Source organism: Pedobacter fastidiosus (assembly GCF_014306625.1).
Taxonomy (GTDB): Bacteria; Bacteroidota; Bacteroidia; order Sphingobacteriales; family Sphingobacteriaceae; genus Pedobacter; species Pedobacter fastidiosus.
This window is the reverse complement of the sequence record NZ_JACRYL010000010.1, coordinates 46,642-71,109: the sequence shown is the minus strand read 5'-3', so window position 1 is coordinate 71,109 and position 24,468 is coordinate 46,642. Positions and strand designations below refer to the sequence as shown.

The 24,468-nt window shown below is 36.4% G+C and carries 21 protein-coding genes and 4 tRNA genes; 7 read left to right on the top strand and 18 right to left on the bottom strand.

Annotated elements, in window-relative coordinates:
- Positions 1-10: 10 nt before the first annotated feature.
- The gene (locus H7U22_RS12570; RefSeq protein WP_187071704.1) at positions 11-781 is read left to right on the top strand and encodes an EcsC family protein; all 771 of its coding nucleotides are present in this window, start codon (positions 11-13) and stop codon (positions 779-781) included.
- On the opposite strand, the gene H7U22_RS12565 is transcribed toward H7U22_RS12570, so the two are convergent.
- Positions 778-1,182, bottom strand: a complete 405-nt coding sequence (locus H7U22_RS12565) for an RNA-binding S4 domain-containing protein (protein WP_187071703.1) — start codon at positions 1,180-1,182, stop codon at positions 778-780. The genes H7U22_RS12570 and H7U22_RS12565 overlap by 4 nt on opposite strands.
- 193 nt (positions 1,183-1,375) lie before the next feature.
- On the opposite strand from H7U22_RS12565, the gene H7U22_RS12560 reads away from it, so the two are divergent.
- Positions 1,376-2,194 (top strand): 2,3,4,5-tetrahydropyridine-2,6-dicarboxylate N-succinyltransferase, encoded by an 819-nt coding sequence (locus H7U22_RS12560; protein WP_187071702.1) that lies wholly within the window; start codon positions 1,376-1,378, stop codon positions 2,192-2,194.
- A gap of 101 nt (positions 2,195-2,295) precedes the next feature.
- Positions 2,296-3,426, top strand: a complete 1,131-nt coding sequence (locus H7U22_RS12555; protein WP_187071701.1) for a glycosyltransferase family 4 protein — start codon at positions 2,296-2,298, stop codon at positions 3,424-3,426.
- On the opposite strand, the gene H7U22_RS12550 is transcribed toward H7U22_RS12555, so the two are convergent.
- Positions 3,419-3,976, bottom strand: coding sequence for a DUF4136 domain-containing protein (locus H7U22_RS12550; RefSeq protein WP_187071700.1), 558 nt, complete (start codon positions 3,974-3,976; stop codon positions 3,419-3,421). The two genes, H7U22_RS12555 and H7U22_RS12550, sit on opposite strands and share 8 nt — an antisense overlap.
- A 193-nt stretch (positions 3,977-4,169) precedes the next feature.
- Here H7U22_RS12550 and H7U22_RS12545 point away from each other — a divergent pair, with 193 nt between their 5' ends.
- From H7U22_RS12545 to miaA, 4 genes are all read left to right on the top strand, one after another.
- The gene (locus tag H7U22_RS12545) at positions 4,170-4,736 is read left to right on the top strand and encodes an L-threonylcarbamoyladenylate synthase (RefSeq protein WP_187071699.1); all 567 of its coding nucleotides are present in this window, start codon (positions 4,170-4,172) and stop codon (positions 4,734-4,736) included.
- 78 nt (positions 4,737-4,814) lie between these two features.
- Positions 4,815-6,269, top strand: a complete 1,455-nt coding sequence (locus H7U22_RS12540) for a CCA tRNA nucleotidyltransferase (protein WP_187071698.1) — start codon at positions 4,815-4,817, stop codon at positions 6,267-6,269.
- Positions 6,270-6,376: 107 nt separating this feature from the next.
- Positions 6,377-7,024 carry an IS1096 element passenger TnpR family protein gene (locus H7U22_RS12535; RefSeq protein ID WP_187071697.1) on the top strand — a complete coding sequence of 216 codons (648 nt, stop codon included), beginning with the start codon at positions 6,377-6,379 and terminating at the stop codon, positions 7,022-7,024.
- A gap of 68 nt (positions 7,025-7,092) precedes the next feature.
- A complete protein-coding gene (gene miaA, locus H7U22_RS12530) occupies positions 7,093-8,019 on the top strand; it encodes a tRNA (adenosine(37)-N6)-dimethylallyltransferase MiaA (RefSeq protein WP_187071696.1) in 927 nt (308 codons plus the stop codon).
- A 49-nt stretch (positions 8,020-8,068) separates the two neighbouring features.
- Here the strand turns inward: miaA and H7U22_RS12525 are convergent, their stop codons facing one another.
- The 16 genes from H7U22_RS12525 to H7U22_RS12450 all read right to left on the bottom strand — a co-directional run bounded on the left by H7U22_RS12525 (position 8,069) and on the right by H7U22_RS12450 (position 24,437).
- Complete coding sequence (locus tag H7U22_RS12525) at positions 8,069-9,352, bottom strand: SGNH/GDSL hydrolase family protein (protein WP_248284741.1); 1,284 nt, start codon at positions 9,350-9,352, stop codon at positions 8,069-8,071.
- Positions 9,353-9,363: 11 nt separating this feature from the next.
- The gene (locus tag H7U22_RS12520; RefSeq protein WP_187071694.1) at positions 9,364-10,587 is read right to left on the bottom strand and encodes an OmpP1/FadL family transporter; all 1,224 of its coding nucleotides are present in this window, start codon (positions 10,585-10,587) and stop codon (positions 9,364-9,366) included.
- Between the two features lie 80 nt (positions 10,588-10,667).
- Complete coding sequence (locus tag H7U22_RS12515; RefSeq protein WP_109930372.1) at positions 10,668-10,979, bottom strand: DUF3467 domain-containing protein; 312 nt, start codon at positions 10,977-10,979, stop codon at positions 10,668-10,670.
- A 138-nt stretch (positions 10,980-11,117) separates the two neighbouring features.
- Positions 11,118-15,404 carry a DNA-directed RNA polymerase subunit beta' gene (rpoC, locus tag H7U22_RS12510; RefSeq protein WP_187071693.1) on the bottom strand — a complete coding sequence of 1,429 codons (4,287 nt, stop codon included), beginning with the start codon at positions 15,402-15,404 and terminating at the stop codon, positions 11,118-11,120.
- Positions 15,405-15,494: 90 nt separating this feature from the next.
- On the bottom strand, positions 15,495-19,298 hold the full coding sequence (rpoB, locus tag H7U22_RS12505; RefSeq protein ID WP_187071692.1) for a DNA-directed RNA polymerase subunit beta: 3,804 nt from the start codon (positions 19,296-19,298) through the stop codon (positions 15,495-15,497).
- 157 nt (positions 19,299-19,455) lie between these two features.
- Positions 19,456-19,833: a 50S ribosomal protein L7/L12 gene (gene rplL, locus H7U22_RS12500; RefSeq protein ID WP_109930378.1), complete on the bottom strand. Its 378-nt coding sequence runs from the start codon at positions 19,831-19,833 to the stop codon at positions 19,456-19,458.
- Between the two features lie 64 nt (positions 19,834-19,897).
- Positions 19,898-20,419: a 50S ribosomal protein L10 gene (rplJ, locus tag H7U22_RS12495; RefSeq protein ID WP_187071691.1), complete on the bottom strand. Its 522-nt coding sequence runs from the start codon at positions 20,417-20,419 to the stop codon at positions 19,898-19,900.
- A 2-nt stretch (positions 20,420-20,421) separates the two neighbouring features.
- A complete protein-coding gene (rplA, locus tag H7U22_RS12490; RefSeq protein WP_187071690.1) occupies positions 20,422-21,120 on the bottom strand; it encodes a 50S ribosomal protein L1 in 699 nt (232 codons plus the stop codon).
- 19 nt (positions 21,121-21,139) lie between these two features.
- Positions 21,140-21,583, bottom strand: a complete 444-nt coding sequence (gene rplK / locus H7U22_RS12485) for a 50S ribosomal protein L11 (protein ID WP_010601094.1) — start codon at positions 21,581-21,583, stop codon at positions 21,140-21,142.
- Positions 21,584-21,730: 147 nt separating this feature from the next.
- Positions 21,731-22,270 (bottom strand): transcription termination/antitermination protein NusG, encoded by a 540-nt coding sequence (nusG, locus tag H7U22_RS12480; protein WP_109927131.1) that lies wholly within the window; start codon positions 22,268-22,270, stop codon positions 21,731-21,733.
- A 9-nt stretch (positions 22,271-22,279) separates the two neighbouring features.
- The gene (gene secE / locus H7U22_RS12475; RefSeq protein ID WP_025143264.1) at positions 22,280-22,477 is read right to left on the bottom strand and encodes a preprotein translocase subunit SecE; all 198 of its coding nucleotides are present in this window, start codon (positions 22,475-22,477) and stop codon (positions 22,280-22,282) included.
- Between the two features lie 93 nt (positions 22,478-22,570).
- Positions 22,571-22,644, bottom strand: a tRNA-Trp gene (locus H7U22_RS12470).
- 84 nt (positions 22,645-22,728) lie between these two features.
- On the bottom strand, positions 22,729-23,916 hold the full coding sequence (gene tuf, locus H7U22_RS12465; protein WP_116250009.1) for an elongation factor Tu: 1,188 nt from the start codon (positions 23,914-23,916) through the stop codon (positions 22,729-22,731).
- A gap of 125 nt (positions 23,917-24,041) precedes the next feature.
- Positions 24,042-24,113: transfer RNA gene (locus tag H7U22_RS12460), tRNA-Thr, on the bottom strand.
- An 86-nt stretch (positions 24,114-24,199) separates the two neighbouring features.
- Positions 24,200-24,272 (bottom strand) — tRNA-Gly (locus H7U22_RS12455).
- 82 nt (positions 24,273-24,354) lie between these two features.
- A tRNA-Tyr gene (locus H7U22_RS12450) sits at positions 24,355-24,437 on the bottom strand.
- Positions 24,438-24,468: the final 31 nt, after the last annotated feature.

Here is a 24,468-nt window from a genome sequence, read left to right as displayed (position 1 = left end):
ATAAAACATAATGACTTACGAACAAAAGATTACAAGCGAGCTGGATTTTTGGAAGTTTAAAACTTTACAAAAACCATCGCTTTTTAATAAAGTTACCGATGGCGTTCAAAAGAAAATTAACAGTTTTATTCCTGATAAGGTTCATAATGCCATAACAACTGCAATTAAGCAAATGGTTAAAGCGGTTCTTTTCGGCTCTACTTTTACAACATCGAAACCTATAACTGATTTATCTTTAATGCATCGCGAAGCATTAATTAAACAGAAAATTGACAACTACAAAAAAACTGGCGCAGCAGAAGGTGGCATTACTGGAGCTGGTGGCTTCCTAATGAGTTTGGCAGATTTCCCTTTATTACTGGGCATTAAAATGAAAATGCTTTTTGATATTGCGGCTATTTACGGTTACGAGGTTAAAGATTACCGCGAACGCTTATTTATCCTCCATATTTTTCAATTGGCGTTTTCGAGCAAAGAAGAAAGTAAAAACATATTTATTAAAATGCAGGATTGGGATAACCAGGCGCATAAGCTTCCAACAAATATTGATGAATTTGATTGGTTAACCTTTCAGCAACAATATCGTGATTATATCGATTTGGCAAAGCTTGCACAAATGTTGCCATTTGTCGGTGCTGCAGTTGGAGCTGTAGCCAATTATAAATTAATAGATAGGCTTGGCAAAACCGCCATGATGAGTTATAGAATGAGGTATTTTAATTTGCAGTATGCCATTAGCAATACGCAAACAACCAAAAATATCGAACTTAACATGGATTAGTCTTCCTTTTCTTCAAATAATCCACCAATTAAGTCATCGGTATCTCGCCTGTCTTTTTTAGTTGGCCTACCTGTTCCTCTATCTCGCTTTAAGTTTGGAGAATGAAACATCGATTTAAAAGCATGCGTCTCTTCTACTGGTGTAATGTCTTTGTATTTGGTTAAAGCCGTTGGAGAATCAGTTCTATTATAAGATAGCTCAACAACTTCGATAATTTTCTTTTCTATCCCTTTAGAAACGGAATAAACCTCGCCAACTTTTACAATGGCAGAAGGCTTCAGATTTTGTCCGTTTAGTTTTATTCTTCCTGCTTTGCAAGCATCTGTAGCTAAACTTCTGGTTTTAAACAGCCTAATTGCCCACAAATATTTATCGATTCTAAGTTTTTCTGTTTCTGCCATAAACATCAAAAATACGGTAAAAATGATGAATTGTTAAATTGATAAATTGTTTATTTCTTCGAATATCAAATCCAAATAGCTAGGTATTGCTCCCCGCAACAATAGAACAAAGTAGCAATTCAGCAATATTTATAGAAGGAAATCCTCAGTTATAGATAAATTTCATTTATTTTGCGTAAAATTTAAAAACATCATGTATTCAGATTTAAAGAAATTAATTGAAGCCGCTTGGGAAGATAGAACCCTTTTAAAATACAGCAATTATTGCGAAGCCATTGAAGCCGTTATTATGGGCTTGGATAAAGGTGAAATTCGTGTTGCTGAACCAGTTTTAAATTCTTGGGGCATTAATGAATGGGTAAAAAAAGCTGTTATTTTATATTTCCCGATTCGCGAGATGAAAGAAATTAAAAGTGGTCCTTTTGTTTACCACGATAAAATGGATTTAAAAACCGATTATAAAGCAACTGGTGTACGCGTTGTGCCTATGGCAAGTGCTCGTTACGGTTCGTTTTTAGCAAAAGGTGTAATCATGATGCCATCTTACGTAAATATCGGCGCTTATGTTGATGAAGGTACAATGGTAGATACTTGGGCAACTGTAGGTTCATGTGCGCAAATTGGCAAACGTGTTCACTTAAGTGGCGGTGTAGGTATTGGCGGTGTTTTAGAGCCTGTTCAAGCTGCTCCCGTTATTATTGAAGATGATTGCTTTTTAGGTTCAAGAGCTATTGTTGTAGAAGGTGTTAAGTTAGAAAGAGAAGTTGTTTTAGGCGCTAATGTTGTTTTAACGGCATCGACTAAAATTATTGATGTTACTGGCCCAACGCCAATCGAATATAAAGGAATTGTTCCTGCTCGTTCAGTAGTTATTCCTGGAAGTTATACCAAAAAATTTCCTGCGGGAGAATATCAAGTTCCTTGTGCTTTAATTATTGGTAAACGTAAAGAAAGTACAGATAAGAAAACCTCGCTTAACGATGCGTTGAGAGAAAATAATGTAGCCGTATAAAAACCCCAAACCCCTAAAGGGGCTTTAGCAAATCGGAAAATGCTTAGTGCCATACTTTTTTTTACGCATACTACTCCCCCTTCAGGGGGTTGGGGGGTTGTATGCGTTTAGGCTTTGATGGCAAACGTGCTGCAAACAATTTAACAGGGTTAGGCAATTACAGCCGATTGTTAATTGATAATTTGGCAACACAATATCCAGAAAATCGATATTTTGTATATACACCAAAAGTAAAGTCTGCAAAGCAGATCGACGCTTTCTTTCAAAATGAAAACATCAAGCTAGAGCTTCCAAAAAATGGAAGCTTTTTATGGCGAAGTGTTAATATTCTAAAAGATTTAACTCGTGATGAAATTCAGATTTATCATGGTTTAAGTCACGAAATTCCATTTGCCATTCAGCATACCAGAATTAAATCTGTTGTAACCATACACGATTTAATTTTTCTTCGCTTCCCTCAATATTATAAGTTTATTGATCGGAAACTTTATAAGTGGAAAAGTAAATCGGCCTGTAAAAACACTGATAAAATTATTGCAATAAGCGAAAAAACCAAAGCCGATATTGTTGAGTTCTATGATATTGAACCAAATAAAATTGAAGTAATTTATCAAAGTTGTGATGATAACTTTAAACAAGCTTTTGACGCTACAACCTTAAATAGAGTCCGATTAACCTATAAACTTCCGGAAAAATATATTTTAAATGTTGGCACAATAGAAGAACGAAAAAATTTAAAATTAATCGTTCAGGCTTTACAAGATGTTAACCAAGATTATAAATTAGTTGTGATTGGGAAACAAACCCCTTATTTTAAATCTGTAGAAAAAGAAATTGAGAAATTAGGGTTAAAAAAAAGAATTGTATTTCTTCAAAATATTCCCTTTGCTGATTTGCCTGGAATTTATCAAATGGCTTCTATTTTTGTTTATCCATCATTTTATGAAGGTTTTGGAATACCTATTATTGAGGCATTGTATTCTGGCGTACCAACAATTGCAGCAACAGGCTCATGTTTGGAAGAAGCTGGCGGCCCAAATTCATTATACATATCTCCTTTGGATTCTAAATCACTTTCAGCATCTATAAATCAAATTATTGATTCTCCACAACTTCAAAAAGAAATGAAAGAAAAAGGGCTGGAATTTGTTCAAAAATTCAACAGCCCTTTAGTAACTAAGCAATTAATGAATTGCTATTTAAATATTTTGGATAGCGAGGCGATTACTTAGCCGCAATTGCATTTGGCGGGTACTGTGCTAAAATCTCCTTAACACCAGTATTTAATCTTTCTTCCCTTTTAGTAAAGCTATCTAAGTTAAAACCACTTCCCTGTCCATGCCAGAACAGAATTTTTTTATTTGGATCTAAGAAATCGATAATTATAGTTCCTTCAATATATTGGTTAACGTAGGTACCACCTCCGCCCCAATAAGGAGAACGCCAGCCCCAGCCACCGCCCCAACCCCATCCGCCGTAATAACCTGGGCCATAAACATCTGTTTTTTCCCTGGCCACTACAAAAAGATTTACAAGCAAATCTGGTTTATCAGATTTTGTAAACCCCTTAGCATTCATTTGAGTTTCCACAGCAGCAATCAATCTGCGTTTATCAAGATTGTTCAACTTAATTCTTGCCATGCCTTTATCGTAAAAATTATAGGTTTTGTAACCATTCAAATCTACGTTTTTGTCGTAATCTGATGCTGTTCGGAGTGAAGAGCATCCCGCTAATGCAATTACCACAGTAAAAAGCATTAATAAATTTTTGATCGTTTTCATGTGTATGTTGTTTTAGAAATAACCTGTATTAAAAATAACGATTTTAATTCTGACATGAGAAAATTTCATATAATTTTTACAATCAGATTGTTAACCTAAAAACGTTCATGAATACACTAATGTTTCACTCTAATTGTTAAATTATTAAGGTTTTACATTATTTAACATATCGTTTTTAAATTAACTTTGCATTATGCTTAGAGATGAAATTAATAAGGCTTTAGAAGTGCTAAAATCAGGCGGTGTAATTCTATATCCAACGGATACCATTTGGGGATTAGGGTGCGATGCAACCAATGCTGATGCAGTTGAGAAGATCTTAAAAATAAAAAATCGCCCTGCTGAAAAAAGTTTAATTGTTCTTTTGGATGTTGATAGCAAACTGCAAAGTTATGTAAACGAAGTTCCAGAAATTGCTTACGATTTAATTGAATACGCAGAAAACCCTTTAACAATAATTTTTTCAGGCGCTAAAAACCTAGCTCCTAATGTTATTAATGCCGATGGAAGTGTAGGCATTCGCATTGTTAAACATGATTTTTGTACTCAACTTATTCAGCGTTTTCGTAAACCTATTGTATCCACATCAGCAAATTTAAGTGGTGAGGCTTCCCCAAAATATTTTGACGATATTAACCCGGAAATTTTAGGTGCCGTTGATTTGGTAATCGATTTTGAGCAAGAAAGTAGGTCCGTTAAAAAGCCTTCAACCATAATGAAACTTTCTCCAGGCGGCCAATTTGAATTTATTCGGAAGTAAACGGCTGAAGCTTTAAAAGGTTAAAAGGCTTTCAGCACCGAATGTTTTTCTTAATTTTGCCAGATTAAGTGCCCTTATATGCAATCTAATTTAAGCGATGAAAATGAAAAGTCTTCTTTAGGGGACTTAGGGATTCATCTACAAAATCCAATATTTAAAACGTTATCTGCCGTAGCAGATCAAAATAATACCGAGGCGTATGTTATTGGTGGCTTCGTACGTGATATATTTTTAAATCGACCATCAAAAGATATAGACGTTGTAGTTGTTGGAAAAGGGATTGAATATGCTGAGGCTGTAGGTAAAAAGTTGCACACCAAAGTAGCAGTTTTTAAAAACTTCGGAACAGCAAATATTAAATTTAAAGATTTAGAGGTAGAATTTGTTGGCGCAAGAAAGGAATCCTATCGTTCTGATTCCCGCAAACCGATTGTTGAAGATGGGACTTTAGAAGATGATCAAATTAGAAGAGATTTTACCATAAATGCTTTAGCGATTAACCTAAATGCAGATCGCTTTGGAGAACTGTTAGATCCATTTGATGGAATTAACGATTTAGAAAACAAACTCATTCGTACTCCTCTTGATCCTGAAATTACATTTTCAGATGATCCATTGCGCATGATGAGGGCGATTCGTTTCGCTGCCCAGCTGAATTTCAACATAGATCCCGTTGCACTAAGCGCAATTAAAGCCCAAAAACAACGCATTAGCATTGTATCAAAAGAACGCATTACCGATGAAATGAATAAAATTATTTTATCAAAAAAACCTTCCATCGGTTTTAAGCATCTTTTTGATACGGGTTTATTACACATCATTTTTCCTCAAATGGCTCAGCTTTTTGGTGTCGAAATTATCAAAGGAAAAGGGCATAAAGACAATTTCTACCATACCTTAGAAGTTTTGGATAATATTTGTAATACTACAGATGATTTATGGCTCCGTTGGGCAGCTATTTTGCACGACATTGCCAAACCGGCTACTAAACGTTTTGAGGAAGGACACGGCTGGACCTTTCATGGCCATGAAGATAAAGGAGCGAGAATGGTTCCGAAAATTTTTGCACAGCTTAAATTGCCTCTTAACGAGAAAATGAAATATGTTCAAAAACTGGTACAACTACATTTACGCCCAATTGTTTTAGCGCAAGAAACTGTTACAGATTCGGCAGTGAGAAGATTACTTTTTGATGCCGGTGAGGAAATTGAAAGCTTGATGTTGCTTTGCAATGCAGATGTTACCACTAAAAACGAATATAAGAAAACTAAATATCGCAACAATTTTGAGCTGGTTAAAAAGAAGTTAAAAGATGTTGAAGAGCGAGATAAAATTCGAAATTGGCAACCGCCCATCACTGGAACTGACATTATGGAAACTTTCGGATTGGAAGCAGGCAAAGAAGTTGGCCTTATTAAAAATGCAATTCGCGAAGCAATCCTCGAGGGCGAGATAACAAATGATTATACTGAAGCGTTTAACTTTATGCTTAATCAGGCAAAACAAATGGGATTAAATCCTGTTGTTAAATAATTTACTTAAAATAATTGCGAAAACAGACAGTTAGACACCTTTTTGTGACTTTCACTGTTTTGTGGTAAGGCAAATTAACTTTATTTTTACGGTTCCAAAATACAATAATGGCTATTTATAAATTTAGAATTACTTTCGAAGATTTTGATGATGTGGTGAGAGAGATCGACATTAAATCAAACCAAACATTTGAAGACCTGCACAAGGCTATTCATAGGTCTACTGGTTACAATGCCGAAAAACCATCTTCGTTTTATGTAAGTACTGATAACTGGTTAAAAGGTGATGAGATAGCTTATTTGCCTAACGAGCGCAAAAAGGATCGTGTTGTTTTAATGGAAAATTCTAAGCTGAGTGGTTTTATTGAAGATCCACATCAGAAATTTTATTACATCTACAATTTTGATCGGCCATACGATTTTCACGTAGAATTGGTTAAAATTGTTTTAGACCCTGATCCTAATATTGAATATCCATTCTTGGCTCGAAGCAGTGGAGAAGCACCAAAAATAATGGAGCAAAACAGTCCGCAAGCAGTTGATCCACGAGGCGCAGCAGTTTCTAGTGAGTTCGATTTCTTAAATGAAATGAACTTTGTACCAGAAGATACGGACGAGCTAGAAGCAATGGGGGAAATGGGAATTAACGCAGAAGAAAGAGACGAAGAAGACGAAACAGAAGAAAGTGACGAATTTGGAGATGAATTTTCTGATAGCGAAGGCTACGAAGATGAAAGCCATAAAGACGACTATTAATCATTAAAATATCAAAACAAATACAAACGGTCAGATGAAATCATCTGACTTTTTGTTTAAAAAGAAATATGTCGGCAGATTATTTAAAGCTAAAAAAAGCTAAAACACTCATCTCTGTTGTTGGTCCCACTGCAATTGGAAAAACTGCCTTAGCGATTGAACTTGCCCAACACTTTAAAACCGAAATTATCTCTGCCGATTCCAGACAATTCTTCAAGGAGATGGAAATTGGCACTGCAAAGCCAGATAAAGAGGAACTTGCTTCTGCTAAACATCATTTCATTAATTCTCACTCTGTAGAAAAACTATTTAGTACAGGAGATTTTGAATTAGAGGCACTAAAAACATTAGAAGAGATTTTTGAAAACCATGATATTGCCATTATGGTTGGCGGTTCTGGCCTGTATATAAATGCAGTAATTAACGGCTTAGATGAGATGCCGGAAATCGATTTATCAATCCGTGATCAACTAAATGCACAATTTGAAACCGAAGGCATTGAGATTATACAAAAACAACTTGAAGAAATTGATCCAGAATACTTCGCGAAAGTTGATCAAAACAATCCGCAACGTATGATTAGAGGATTGGAAGTGTTTTTATCAACGGGTAAAAAGCTTTCCTCGATGCTTTCTTCAACTAAAAAAGATCGACCATTTAACATCATTAAAATCGGATTAAATACAGAAAGAGCAGTACTTTACAATCGGATTAATCTTCGCGTTGATAAGATGATGGAAAGAGGGTTATTGGGGGAAGTTCAATCTCTCCTACCCTTTAGAAAATACAATGCACTCCATACAGTTGGTTACAGCGAGCTATTCGATTATATAGAGGAGAAAGTTTCTTTAGATGATGCGGTTTCTTCTATAAAACAGAATACACGTCGTTTTGCAAAACGCCAGTTGACTTGGTTTAGAAAAGATCAGGAAGTAAATTGGTTTGAACCAGATGAAAAGGATAAAGTCATTCAGTTTATAGAAGAATTGCTTTAAAGCAAAAAGGCCTGCAAATTTGCAAGCCTTTTAAATGTTTTATTTTATACTAATTTGGAAATTTCACGCCTCTATATTGCGTAACATCCACAATTGGAATGGTAGAACCATATTTAGCATTTATTGCATTGATAAATACATTTGCAATTACAGCATTACCTCGAGGCGTTAAGTGAACCCCATCAAGAGAAAATGCACCACCAGTAATGAAAGCTGAATTAATTCCAATTCCATTAATAACAATTCCTGTTTTAACTTGATTTAAATAAGTGTAAGTATCGGCAATTGCCAATCCTTTGCTATCTGCAAGAGATTTAATTGTATTATTATAACTAAGTACAAAATCTTTAACCTTCGCCACTTCATCTTTATCTAAAACCCAATTGTTTGCAATAGGATTTAAAGGATGCAAGCCGTAAGGATATGGTGATGATGCTGTAGATCCAAATAAACCTGCAGACTGAAATGGCAAACGAATTAAATCTTCGCTAGTTGCCGCTCTAACAGCTCCTGTTCCAGTTTGAATATATATGGCTGCCGCAGCAGGATTTATAGCTTTTGCTGCTGTTAATAATGCTGCAACCGTTACCGTATTAAAATAAGGAATCGAAGTAACATCAGGGATGGTACCAACAATACCTTTTTGTCCACCTGCAGTAAGCGAATTAACCAAGTTAGAATACAATAATGCAAATGTAGATTTATCGGTTAAAACATTGGTTGCATCTGTAGTAACGCCACCATTTGTTGCATAACCTAATGCATCATTGTTGCCCAACCATAAAGAGAAAAATGTGTGATTTCTGCCTTGAATAAATTGGAAATAAGTTGTTACACCAACTTGAGCATCGGGAAGTAAGCGCTCCAGATAAGGATTGGCTGCACTAAATGGTCCAGCAAAAGCTAAATCAACACGCATACCAGGTATTCCTAAATTTTGAACTTCACCTGTATATTTCGCTAAATGAGTTGCATCACGATAGGCTAAATTGTTTGTTACAGGAGTTAAAGTTGGAACACCATTAACTAAAGCCGTTAAGGATAAATATCCTGATCCGTTTGCTTGAGCATCTGTAAAAAATGGAGAAGTAAAACTTCCTCCACCAACAGTTGCCATTTTCTCAGCGATTAAATTCGGATATGCTACTTTTTGTCCTTCTAAATATAATCCACCATCTGCAAATCCAGAAGTTAATGAGTTACCAACCGCAATGTATTTACCAAAATTTGCAGTGCCGGCAGTAGTACCAGCCGGACTTTCAATTTCTGGTTTACAAGAAGCTACAAAAAGTACAGCAGCAACCAAAAGACTATTTAATATATATTTTTTCATTATAATTTCTCCTACCATTTATAAGTTAACGAAATACCTGGTGCATAAACTAGGGTTTTGAACGTACCGTTTAAACCTGTTTCGATGTTTTTCTGTGTGCGTGATTTAACATCCTCGAAAAAGAATGAAGCATTAACTTCAAACTTAGAAGTGAATGAATAGCCAGCGCCAGCACTTAAAATATATCGATCTGCATCGGGTGCCTCAGGAGTTACATATCCATCTTGAACTGGACTGAAAGCATAACCAACACCAGCTCTTAAAGCTAATTTTTCAGTTGCCTGATGATTGATCCCTAATTTAAATGAAGAACCATCACGATAATTACGTGCAGATTTTGTATCAGCTAAAGCAGAGGTATTAGTAGCATAATCAAAAGATAAATCTTGATAAATATGCCATTGAACCCAACTTGCATCAAATGCCAATTTAGTTGATTTAGAAAGTGGGATACCAATTCCTAATGTGGTGGTTGCTGGTAAAGGAAGCTCAGCAGTAAATGTATTGCCTGCAGGGAAAGAAGTTCTTAAAGAATTTGGAACGTCAAATTCAGCAGTACCTCCATCTAATTTGGTAATCACTTTAGATTTATGTGTAATGGCAAAAGTAATGTTGCTTAATGTATTTATGTAAATCCCAGCATTCCATCCGTAACCTTTCCCTGTTCCATCCAAAGTCACTTTTCCTGAATGACCATCAGGGAAATTAACTGGGATTGCTCTTTGAAGATTTACATCACCATGGTTATAGACAAAACCAGCACCAATACCAATTCTATCCGTAATTTTAACACTTAAAGTTGGCTGTATATAAATTGCTTTAAGGTTTAATGAAGTTAATGCATACTTGCCAGACCAGTTATCGCCCCAATCTACCAAGCCTCCAAACGGCGTGTAAACACCTAAGCCTAATTTCCATTTGTTTGATTTTGGTCCCCAAACGGCATAAAATTCAAAAGGAGGAGCAATTTTATTTTTAACATTTTCGGTAATATTTGAACCTGCTTGTTGAAAAGCTGATTTAAATAATAATGGGTTAACACCTGCTGAAACTGAGTTTTTCTCTAAGAAAGTAACTGCACCAGGATTAAAAAATACAGAAGCCTCATCTAAAGCCAATGCAGAACCTGCACCTGCCATACCAATTTGTTTTTGTCCTTGTAAATTAACCTGGAAACCCTGTGCCATAACCCAAAATGGAACAGATAGTAATACGCTCAATAAAATTTTTTTCATTCTTATATATGGTTATAGCACAAATGTATGCTATGCTAACATAGCAAACAAACATTTGTTCAAAAGATTTAAAAAAGAAATTAGGCCTGTGCTGTTGGCCCGCCGAAACCCATAGGAAATGGTGGTTCTTCTTGAGTTTTAATTCGTCCGTTAACAGCTTCAAACTTCTGAATATTATCCTCTAAAGCAGATAATAAGCGCTTCGCATGTTCTGGAGTTAAAATAATCCTTGATTTAACTTTAGCCTTAGGTAAGCCCGGCATCACTCGGATAAAGTCGAGTACAAATTCTGTGTTGGAATGTGTAATAATTGCAAGATTTGAAAAAATTCCTTCTGCAATTTCTTCTGATAGCTCTATATTTAATTGGTTTTCGTTTTGTTGTTCTTCCATGATCGAGTAATATTGATATATGTTCTTAAATAAGAGCATTTAAAGTTAATATTTAACTATCAGTTGCTAAAATTTATTTAAACAAAAAGGGCTGTTTCAAATAAATGAAACAGCCCTTTTAAATAATATGATTTGCTATTATGCTTCTACTTCTTCTTGTTTAGAAGCTAATAATTTATCGTACTCTTCTTGAGAACCTACGATGATTCTTTCGTAACCACGTACACCAGTTCCTGAAGGAATTAAGTGACCAACGATCACATTTTCTTTCAAGCCTAACATATTATCGCGTTTACCTGCAATAGCTGCCTCATTTAATACTTTCGTTGTTTCCTGGAACGAAGCCGCAGAAATGAACGATTTAGTACCTAATGATGCACGAGTAATACCTTGTAAGATAGAACTTGCTGTAGCTGGTCTTGCATCTCTAACCGTAATCTGTTTTAAATCTTTACGTTTCAATTGAGAATTCTCATCTCTTAATCTACGTAATGAAACAATCTGACCTGGTTTGAAATCGTTCGAATCACCTGCATCTTCAACAACTTTCTTGTCGTACATTGCATCGTTCTCGTCAGCAAAATCCCAACGATCAACAGCATTGTTTTCTAAGAAAATAGTATCACCTGGATCTTCGATGTGAACTTTCTGCATCATCTGGTGTACAATTACCTCGAAATGCTTATCGTTAATTTTTACACCTTGTAAACGGTAAACTTCTTGAATACCATTTACTAAGTATTCTTGAACCGCTGCAGGGCCTTTAATTGATAAGATATCCGCAGGAGAAATTGAACCATCTGATAAAGGCATACCCGCTTTCACAAAGTCATTATCCTGAACAAGGATGTGTTTAGACAATGGAACTAGGTATTTTTTAACTTCGCCATCTTTAGATTCGATTGTAATCTCACGATTACCACGTTTAACACCACCTAAAGTTACCACACCATCAATCTCAGTTACTACAGCTGGGTTAGATGGATTACGTGCTTCGAATAATTCCGTTACACGTGGTAAACCACCTGTAATATCTCGGGTTTTACCAGTTGCACGTGGTATTTTAGCAATAATTTGACCAGTTTGAATAGCTTCACCTTCATCAACTGAAACGTGGGCACCTACTGGAATGTTATATCCTTTTATAAATTCGCCTTTTTTATCAACGATTTGTACCGATGGATTTTTAGTTTTATCACGTGTATCGATAATAACTTTTTCACGGTGACCAGTTTGCTCATCTGATTCTTCACGGAAGGTTACACCCTCAATAATTGCATCAAACTGCGCTTTACCGGCAAATTCTGAAAGAATAACCGCGTTGTACGGATCCCATGAACAGATTTTATCACCTTTAGATAATTTATCACCTTCTTTAACGAATAAGAATGCACCGTAAGGAATGTTGTTGGTTACAATGATACGTCCAGTTCCTGGCTCAACAATTTTGAACTCACCTGAACGACCTAATACCACCTGAACTGTTCCTTCTTCTGTTTGTGTATCAACAGTACGAATATTTTCGAACTCGATAACACCATCAAACTTAGCTACGATGTTTGATTCTGCAGCAATGTTTGATGCAGTACCACCCACGTGGAAAGTACGAAGTGTTAACTGTGTACCCGGCTCACCGATTGATTGTGCTGCAATTACACCAACTGCCTCACCTCTTTGAACACGTTTACCAGATGCTAAGTTACGACCATAACATAATGCACAAACTCCTCGTTTGTTCTCACAAGTCAATACCGAACGAATTTCGATACCTTCTAATGGAGACTCTTCAATTAATTTAGCAACATCTTCGTTAATATCTTCGCCAGCACCAATTAATAATGTGTTATCCAAAGGATTATAAACATCATGTAATGAAGTACGTCCTAAAATCCTGTCGTATAATGGCTCAACAATATCTTCTTGATCTTTTAATGCTGTTGTGTACATACCTCTTAAAGTACCACAATCAACAGAATTAACAATCATATCTTGTGCAACATCATGTAAACGACGAGTTAAGTAACCAGCATCAGCTGTTTTTAACGCCGTATCCGCCAAACCTTTACGAGCACCGTGAGTAGAGATAAAGTACTCTAATACCGATAAGCCTTCTTTAAAGTTTGATAGGATTGGATTCTCAATAATGTCACCACCTGAACCAGATTTTTGAGGTTTCGCCATCAATCCACGCATTCCGCAAAGCTGACGAATCTGCTCTTTCGAACCACGTGCACCAGAATCAAGCATCATGTAAACTGAGTTAAAACCTTGGTTATCCGAAGATAACTGAGTCATTACGAAAGTAGTTAACCTGTTGTTGATACGAGTCCAGATATCGATAATCTGGTTGTAACGTTCGTTGTTGGTAATGAAACCCATGTTATAGTTGTTTCTTACCTCTTCAACCTCAGCAGCTGCTTGTTCTAATAAAGTATGTTTCTCAACTGGAATGTTTACGTCTTGTAAATTGAACGATAAACCTCCTTGGAATGCCATACGGAAACCTAATTCTTTAATATCATCCAAGAACTGAGAAGCACGAGCCATACCAGTCATTTTTACTACTTCACCAATAATATCTCTTAAAGATTTCTTAGTTAATAGCTCATTGATATAACCAACTTCCTCAGGAACCATTTGGTTGAATAATACTCTACCAACTGTAGTTTCTGTTAATTTATTAACGATAGAACCGTCTGCTTGTTTAACATTAACTCTTACTTTAATGAAAGCATGTAGATCTAATTCTTTCTCGTTATAAGCGATAATCACTTCTTCTGGAGAATAGAAATTTGAATCTTGCCCTTTTACAACACGAGTTTCATCTGTTCTACGGCCTTTAGTAATGTAATAAAGACCCAAAACCATATCCTGAGATGGTACTGTAATTGGTGTACCGTTTGCAGGGTTTAAGATGTTATGTGCTGCCAACATCAATACTTGGGCTTCCAAAATTGCTGCGTTACCTAACGGTAAGTGGACAGCCATCTGGTCACCATCAAAATCGGCGTTGAATGCAGTACAAACTAATGGGTGTAATTGGATTGCTTTTCCTTCAATTAATTTTGGCTGGAAAGCCTGAATACCTAATCTGTGTAAGGTTGGTGCACGGTTTAATAATACCGGGTGACCTTTCAATACATTTTCTAAGATATCCCAAACTAATGGATCTTTTCTATCAACGATTTTCTTAGCAGATTTAACTGTTTTTACAACACCACGTTCAATCATCTTACGAATAATGAATGGTTTGTAAAGCTCAGCAGCCATATCTTTAGGAATACCGCACTCGTGTAATTTAAGGCTAGGCCCTACAACAATTACCGAACGAGCTGAATAATCCACACGTTTACCTAATAAATTCTGACGGAAACGACCTTGTTTACCTTTCAAGATATCTGAAAGTGATTTCAAGGCACGGTTACCTTCAGTTTTAACCGCATTAACTTTACGTGAGTTATCGAATAACGAATCTACAGCTTCCTGTAACATACGTTTCTCGTTACGTAAAATTACCTCTGGTGCTTTAATCTCGATCAAACGTTTTAAACGGTTGTTACGGATAATTACACGACGGTATAAATCATTTAAATCTGAAGTAGCGAAACGACCACCTTCTAATGGAACTAAAGGACGTAATTCTGGTGGAATAACCGGAACGATTTTAACAATCATCCACTCTGGGCGATTCTCAATACGCGTATTAGCACCACGGAAAGCTTCCACAACTTGAAGACGTTTTAAAGCCTCATTTTTACGTTGTTGAGATGTTTCGTTAGCAGCTTGGTGACGTAAATCGTAAGATAAAGTATCTAAGTTAATACGTTTCAAAAGATCTTCTAATGCTTCAGCGCCCATTTTGGCGATGAATTTATTAGGATCTTTATCATCTAAATATTGATTTTCTTTAGGTAATTTATCTAAGATATCTAAGTATTCTTCTTCCGTTAAGAAGTCCATATACTTAATGCCATCCTCTTCCATTAAGCCGGATTGGATAACTACGTAACGCTCGTAATAGATAATTAAATCTAATTTTTTAGTAGGTAAGCCTAATAAATAACCGATTTTATTTGGTAAAGAACGGAAATACCAGATATGCGCAACAGGAACCACCAAAGCGATGTGTCCCATACGCTCACGACGTACTTTCTTTTCAGTTACTTCAACACCACAACGATCACAAACAATACCTTTATAACGGATACGTTTATATTTACCGCAATGACATTCGTAATCTTTTACCGGACCAAAAATACGCTCACAGAACAAACCATCACGTTCAGGTTTGTAAGTACGGTAGTTAATGGTTTCCGGTTTCAACACCTCACCGCTTGAACGTTCCAAAATAATTTCTGGAGACGATAAGCTAATCGTGATTGATGTGAAATTGCTTTTTAATTTATTATCCTTTTTGTAAGACATATCTCTCTTTTAAGGTTAAAATGTAAGATGTGAGATGGAAGATGGAAGATGGAACCTAATCCATCTTCCATAATACATTTTACATCATTCTTAGTCTAACGTAATATCTAAACCTAAACCGCGTAACTCATGTACCAATACGTTAAACGATTCTGGTACACCTGGAGTTGGTAGGTTTTCACCTTTAACAATGGCTTCATAAGTTTTGGCTCTACCAATAACATCATCCGATTTAACGGTTAAGATCTCTTGAAGAATATTAGCTGCACCGAATGCTTCTAATGCCCAAACCTCCATCTCACCAAAACGCTGACCACCAAATTGAGCTTTACCACCCAATGGTTGTTGTGTAATTAATGAGTATGGTCCGATTGAACGGGCGTGCATTTTATCATCAACCATGTGACCTAATTTCAACATGTAGATAATACCTACTGTTGTAGTCTGATCGAAACGCTCACCTGTTAAACCATTGTATAAGTAGGTTTTTCCTGAAGCAGGAACTCCCGCTTTAGCAATCCACTCTTCTACTTCAGTATGTGTAGCACCATCAAAAATAGGAGTTGCAAATTTAACACCTAACTCTTGACCAGCCCATGCCAAAATAGTTTCATAAATCTGACCAAGGTTCATACGTGAAGGTACACCCAACGGGTTCAACACGATATCAACTGGAGTACCATCGGCTAAGAAAGGCATATCTTCATCACGTACAATACGTGCAACAATACCTTTATTACCGTGGCGACCCGCCATTTTATCACCTACTTTTAATTTACGTTTTTTAGCAACATAAACTTTTGCCATTTGTACAATTCCCGATGGAAGCTCATCACCTACACTAATCGCAAATTTATCACGTTTGTAAGCTCCAAGTTCTTCGTTAACACGGATACCGTAGTTGTGAAGCAATAATTTAATCATCTCATTTTTATCATCATCAGTAGTCCATTTGTTAGGGCTAATGTGAGCAAATTCAAGATCTGCTAAAATTTTCTGAGTAAATTTAGCGCCTTTAGCAACCAATAATTCTTTGTAAATGTTGAATACACCTTGAGATGTTTTTCCGTTTACAATCGTGAATAATTTATCTACTAATTCTGCTTTTAATTTCTCAGTGATATTTGTATATCCTTTGTCTAATTTCTCAATTGCTGATTTTTCCTCAGCTTTTGTAGTTTTCTTAGCACGGCTGAATAATTTAGTATCAATTACTACACCTTGGATTGAAGGAGGAGTTTTTAAAGACGCATCTTTAACATCACCTGCTTTATCACCAAAAATTGCACGTAGTAATTTCTCTTCAGGTGAAGGATCAGATTCTCCTTTAGGAGTAATCTTACCAATTAAAATATCACCTTCTTTTACGTCAGCACCTACACGGATAATACCGTTTTCATCTAAATCTTTAGTCGCTTCTTCAGAAACGTTAGGGATATCTGGTGTTAATTCCTCTTCTCCACGTTTAGTATCACGTACTTCTAATTCAAATTCTTCAATGTGTAATGAAGTGAAAATGTCGTCACGAACAATACGCTCGTTAATTACAATCGCATCCTCAAAGTTGAAACCTTGCCAAGGCATGAAAGCCACTTTCAAGTTTCTACCTAATGCTAATTCACCGTTTTGAGTTGCATAACCTTCACAAAGTACTTGTCCTTTAGTAACTTTCTGACCTTTCTTAACGATTGGTTTTAAGTTGATACAAGTATTCTGATTCGTTTTCTTAAACTTAATTAAACGGTAAGTTTTGCTATCACCTTCAAATGAAACCAAACGATCATCTTCGTTACGGTCATATTTAATAGTGATTTCATTAGCATCTACATATTCTACAACACCGTTACCTTCAGCATTGATCAAAGTTCTTGAGTCACGAGCAACGCGACCTTCTAAACCTGTACCAACAATTGGCGCTTCAGGACGTAACAATGGTACCGCCTGACGTTGCATGTTCGATCCCATCAACGCTCTATTCGCATCATCATGTTCTAAGAACGGAATTAACGAAGCAGCAATTGAAGTAATCTGATTTGGTGCAACATCCATTAAGTCTAATTTCTCAGGCTCAATAATTGGGAAGTCACCCTCATAACGTGCTTTAACGCGTGGAGTTGTAAATACACCTTTATCATCATATTCTGCATTAGCTTGAGCAATGGTTTTACCATCTTCATCTTCTGCAGATAAATAAATAACGTCTGAATCAACAACTACTTTACCATCTTCAACACGTTTGTATGGTGTTTCAATAAAACCTAAACTATTGATTTTTGCATGCACACAAAGTGATGAAATTAAACCAATGTTTGGTCCCTCTGGAGTTTCAATGGTACATAAACGACCATAGTGAGTATAATGCACATCACGAACCTCGAAACCAGCACGTTCACGTGATAAACCACCTGGGCCTAAGGCTGACAAACGACGTTTGTGCGTAATTTCTGCTAAAGGATTGGTTTGATCCATAAACTGTGAAAGTTGGTTGGTACCAAAGAATGAATTAATTACCGACGATAAAGTACGGGCATTAATTAAATCTGTTGGCGTGAAAACCTCATTATCACGAATATTCATACGCTCACGGATTGTTCTAGCCATACGAGCCAAACCAACACCAAATTGTGCGTACAATTGCTCGCCTACCGTACGTACACGACGGTTAGACAAGTGATCGATATCATCTACTTCTTCTTTTGAGTTGATCAATTTGATCAAGTATTTAACAATTGCAATAATATCTGCTTTTGTTAAAACCTTTACCTCATCAGGGGTATTCATTTTCAATTTACGGTTAATGCGGTAACGACCAACATCACCTAAATCGTAACGTTTATCCGAGAAGAATAAACGATCAATGATACCACGAGCTGTTTCCTCATCAGGTGGTTCTGCGTTACGCAAAGCACGATAGATGTTTTCTACAGCCTCTTTTTCTGAGTTTGATGTATCTTTTTGTAATGTATTATATATAATGGTATAATCAGCCTGACTTGCGCCATCTTCTTTCGAAAGAATGATGCTTTTTACGCCAGCCTCAATAACCATATCAATGTGTTCGTCTTCTAAAACGGTTTCTCTTTCAAGAATCACTTCATTACGGTCGATAGAAACTACCTCACCTGTATCTTCATCTACAAAATCTTCAACCCATTTCTTCAATACTCTTGCCGCTAGTTTACGACCGATATATTTCTTCAAACCTGATTTACTAACTTTTACTTCGTCAGCAAGATCAAAAAGTTCTAAGATATCTTTATCAGAATCGTAACCGATAGCACGTAATAAAGTGGTAACCGGGAATTTTTTCTTACGATCGATGTAAGCATACATTACGTTATTAACGTCTGTAGCAAACTCGATCCATGAACCTTTGAAAGGAATAACACGTGCAGAATACAATTTGGTTCCGTTAGTGTGACGGCTTTGGCCGAAGAACACTCCAGGAGAACGGTGTAATTGCGAAACGATAACACGTTCTGCGCCGTTGATAACAAATGTACCTTTTGGTGTCATATACGGGATAGTACCTAAATACACATCCTGAATAATGGTTTCAAAATCTTCATGTTCAACATCGTTACAAGAAAGCTTAAGCTTTGCTTTTAATGGAACATTGTAGGTTAATCCACGCTCAATACACTCGTGTATATCGTAACGTGGCGGATCAACAAAATAATCAAGAAACTCCAATACGAAGATATTTCTTGAATCTGTTATTGGAAAGTTTTCAGCAAACACTTTAAACAAACCTTCGCTAGAGCGATCGTCTGATGTGGTATCTATCTGGAAAAATTCTCTGAATGATTGCAATTGCACATCCAGAAAATCCGGATAGTCTATAATGTGCTTACTAGTTGCAAAATTTACTCTTTGTTCGACTGTCTTTGCCAATGGACTAAAAGATTTTAGTTTAAGAATAAACTATTTGTTTGGTTCGGGTTTGAAACATTCTCATCAACCAAGCAAAATGAGATGTTTATAAACAGGTAAAGACACCGACATTTTCAGTCGGTGTCTAATACATTTTTAGCTTAGCTAAATTAAGTGATTACTTAATTTCAACTACTGCTCCAGCTTCTTCTAATTGTTTTTTAAGAGCTTCTGCTTCGTCTTTAGCAACACCAGTTTTTAATTCTTTTGGTGCTCCATCAACTAAGTCTTTTGCTTCTTTCAAACCAAGGCCAGTTAAGTCTTTAACAAGTTTTACAACTGCTAATTTAGCGCCACCAGCTTCTTTTAAGATAACATCAAATGATGTTTTTTCTGCAGCAGCAGCAGGTGCATCACCACCAGCAGCAGGACCAGCAACTACAGCAGCAGCTGCAGGCTCGATACCATACTCGTCTTTTAAGATTTGAGCTAATTCGTTAACTTCTTTAACGGTTAAGTTTACTAATTGCTCAGCAAACGATTTTAAATCTGCCATTTTATTAAGATTTTAAATTTTTACGTAAAAATAATTTTGTTTTATTGCGAACTTAAGGTGTTCGTTAACCTTCTCTTTCTTGTAGAGTTTTAACAATTCCTGCAATTTTGCCTCCGCTTGATTTAAGCGCAGATATAACATTCTTAGCTGGTGATTGTAATAATCCAATGATATCGCCAACAAGCTCTTCTCTCGATTTTAAGCTTACTAGGTTATTCAATTGGTCATCGCCAACATATACTGATGAATCTATAAATGCTGCTTTAAGCAATGGTTTATCAGATGTTCTTCTCAAAGCTTTAATCAACTTAGCCGGAGCGTTTGCTGTTTTTGAGAATAATAATGATGATGAACCTTTAAGGGCTTCGTAGATCTCAGAAGCATCGCCATCCAAACCTTCAATCGCTTTGCGAATTAAAGAGTTTTTAGCAACCTTCATAATGATATCTCCTTCAAAACATTTGCGTCGGATGTTATTAATCTGCTCAACAGAAAGGCTAGAGGTATCAGCAATATAAAAATTGCCATACTCTTGCATTTGTCCTTGTAGTTCTAAAACTACTTCGTTTTTTTCTTCTCTGTTCATGATTAAATCCCCGCTACTGATTTGGTTTCAATTGCAATCCCAGGACTCATTGTAGAAGACACGTGAATGCTCTTAAAATAAGTTCCCTTTGCAGCAGATGGTTTTAATTTAGATATTACAGAGATAATCTCCATAGCATTTTCATAAATTTTATCTGCTGGGAATGATACTTTCCCTATTGAAGCGTGTATAATACCGCTTTTGTCTACCTTAAAATCAATCTTACCAGCTTTAACCTCTGTTACAGCTTTACCAACATCGTTGGTTACCGTTCCAGATTTTGGATTTGGCATTAAGTTCCTTGGACCTAAAACACGGCCTAATTTACCCACTTTTGCCATACAAGCTGGTGTTGTGATAATAATGTCTACGTCGGTCCAACCACCTTCAATTTTAGCCACATATTCGTCTAAACCTACGAAGTCTGCGCCAGCTGCTCTTGCTTCTTCTTCCTTATCAGGAGTTACTAAAGCTAAAACACGTACAGTTTTACCTGTTCCGTGTGGTAAAGTAGCAATACCACGAACCATTTGATTGGCTTTACGTGGATCTACACCTAATGAAACATCAATATCAACTGATGCATCGAACTTAGTAGTAGTGATTTCTTTTACCAAAGCAGCAGCAGCCTGTAAAGTATAAGCTTTACCAGCTTCTATTTTAGCATGTGCCTTTTTTTGATTTTTAGTTAATTTCGCCACTGTTGTAAACTGTTTTTAATTAATTATTCCAGGGTGCGTCACCAGAAACGGTGATTCCCATACTGCGTGCTGTACCGGCAACCATACTCATTGCAGATTCGATTGTAAATGCATTTAAATCAGGCATTTTATCTTCAGCAATAACTTTAATCTGGTCCCAGGTCACCGATCCAACTTTTTTACGGTTAGGCTCAGCAGAACCACTCTGTAATTTAGTAGCATCTTTTAACTGGATAGCTACAGGAGGGGTTTTGATGATGAAATCGAATGACTTATCAGCATAAACAGTAATTACAACTGGCAATACTTTACCTGCTTTATCTTGGGTACGAGCGTTGTACTGTTTGCAAAACTCCATGATGTTAACACCTTTAGCACCTAATGCAGGCCCTACTGGTGGCGATGGATTTGCAGCTCCGCCTTTGATCTGTAATTTGATCATTGCACTGACTTCTTTTGCCATTTTGTGTTTTTTGTTTATTTAAAACTCAATGTTAAATATTGGAAGCATGTAACATTTAATTCCCTAGACGGTTTTATACAAAACCAAAAGGACTGCAAAGATATGGATAATCTTGCAGTCCTACAATATATTTTGAAAATAAATTTCTTACTCTTTTTCTACTTGCATGTAGTTAAGTTCTAGCGGAGTTTTACGTCCGAAAATCTTAACCATTACTTTCAATTTTTTCTTTTCTTCGTTTACTTCTTCAATCACTCCAGAGAAACCATTGAAAGGTCCATCCATAACTTTAATGCCTTCGCCAACATAATAAGGAACATTCATAGTTTCACCTTGTTCGCTCATCTCATCAACAACACCTAAAATACGGTTAACTTCTGCTTGGCGCATTGGAATTGGATTACCAGCTTTATCACCTAAGAAACCAATAACGCTATTTATTCCTTTAATAATGTGTTCCAATTCACCATCAAGTGTGGTTTCAACCAAAACATATCCAGGATAAAAGTTACGTTCTTTGGCAATTTTTTTACCATCTTTCATTTGGTAATATTTTTCCATTGGTATTAATACCTGTGGCACCAAATGAGAGTAACCTAAACGGCTGATCTCAGCATCAATATACTGTTTTACTTTCTTCTCTTTACCGCTTACAGCTCTTACAACATACCATTTTAGATCGCTCATCAGGAAATATTAATTAGAAAGTGATTTATAAAAAGTATCTAAAACAAAAGTAGAACCTTTATCCATTGCAAAAATAACCAATGCAATAATTAAAGAAGCCACTAAAACAAGAATCGCAGAACTTTGCAGTTCGCCCCAAGTAGGCCATGTAACCTTATTGGTCATTTCATCGTATGATTCTTTTATAAACTCAACTACTTTAGCCATATTTATTTTAATGATTAAATGATTGAGTTAGTGATTGAGAGAATGTAAACTACATTCAATCTTTAAAATATTCACTAATTTAATCATTATTTTTGGCACGGGAACAAGGATTCGAACCCTGATCAAAGGTTTTGGAGACCTCTATTCTACCGTTGAACTATTCCCGTAATTAGAAAGCAAAGTACTTAAGTTATTTCTCAAGCACCTTGCTTTCATTATTTTCCTTTAAGCCCCTTTAGGGGTTTAGGGTTTTATTTTACAATTTCAGTTACCTGACCAGCACCTACTGTTCTACCACCCTCACGGATTGCGAAACGTAGACCTTTTTCCATTGCGATTGCGTTGATCAATTTCACAGAAATTGTAACGTTATCACCTGGCATTACCATTTCAGTTCCTTCAGCTAGTGAAATTTCACCAGTTACATCTGTAGTACGGAAATAGAATTGTGGACGGTATTTGTTGAAGAATGGAGTATGACGACCACCTTCTGCTTTTGATAATACATAGATTTCAGCTTTGAAATCTGTGTGAGGAGTTACTGAACCTGGTTTACAGATTACCATACCACGACGGATATCAGTTTTCTCAATACCACGTAACAATAAACCTACGTTATCACCAGCTTCACCATAATCTAAGATCTTACGGAACATCTCAACACCAGTAACTGTAGATTTTAAGTTCTCAGCACCCATACCTAAGATTTCAACTGGATCTCCAGAGTTGATTACACCACGCTCAATACGACCAGTTGCAACAGTACCACGACCAGTGATCGAGAATACATCTTCAACAGGCATTAAGAATGGAAGCTCAGTTAAACGTGGAGGAATTGGAATGTAGCTATCTACAGCATCCATTAACTCCATAATTTTTCCAACCCATTTTGGATCGCCATTCAAACCACCTAAAGCAGAACCTTGAATAACAGGAATATCATCACCAGGGAAATCGTAGAACGATAATAATTCACGAACTTCCATTTCTACTAATTCTAATAATTCAGGATCATCAACCATATCCACTTTGTTCATGAATACAACCAATGAAGGTACACCAACCTGACGAGCCAACAAGATGTGCTCACGAGTTTGTGGCATTGGACCATCAGTAGCAGCAACAACGATAATAGCACCATCCATTTGAGCCGCACCTGTAACCATGTTTTTAACATAATCCGCGTGACCTGGACAATCTACGTGTGCGTAGTGACGGTTTGCAGTTGAATACTCAACGTGCGCAGTATTAATAGTAATACCTCTTTCTTTTTCCTCAGGAGCTGAGTCAATTGAATCGAATGAACGTGCCTCAGATAAACCTGCATCAGCTAAAACTTTTGTAATAGCTGCTGTTAAAGTTGTTTTACCGTGATCGACGTGACCGATTGTACCGATGTTTAAGTGCGGTTTACTACGGTCAAATTTTTCTTTTGCCATTTTATTTATAACTAATTAGTAGGTTAACTTTTTATTATTTTTATTTATTGTTTTATTGCAATGCAACACAAAAAACCTTGTCTACTCTGTTTATTAAACAGATTTAACAAAGCTTTATTATCCTGAGCCAACTATGGGAATTGAACCCATGACCTCTTCCTTACCAAGGAAGTGCTCTACCGCTGAGCTAAGTCGGCTTTTTTTAAGCTCAATAGTTCATTTATTAATTAGCTCATTTGTGTTCTATGAACTAATGAACCAGTTTCCTAATTGAACTTCCAAGAGCGGAAGACGAGGTTCGAACTCGCGACCTATAGCTTGGAAGGCTATCGCTCTACCAACTGAGCTACTTCCGCTTGTTAATTTAAGATTTTGGATAAACGAGTTACGATTGAACATCAATCTAAAATCGTAAATCTCCAATCCGAAATCAAATTGTGGGGGGAGAAGGATTCGAACCTTCGAAATCTTGCGATAACAGAGTTACAGTCTGTCCCATTTGGCCGCTCTGGAATCCCCCCTACTTTATTTCAAAATGTAACACTTTAAAAC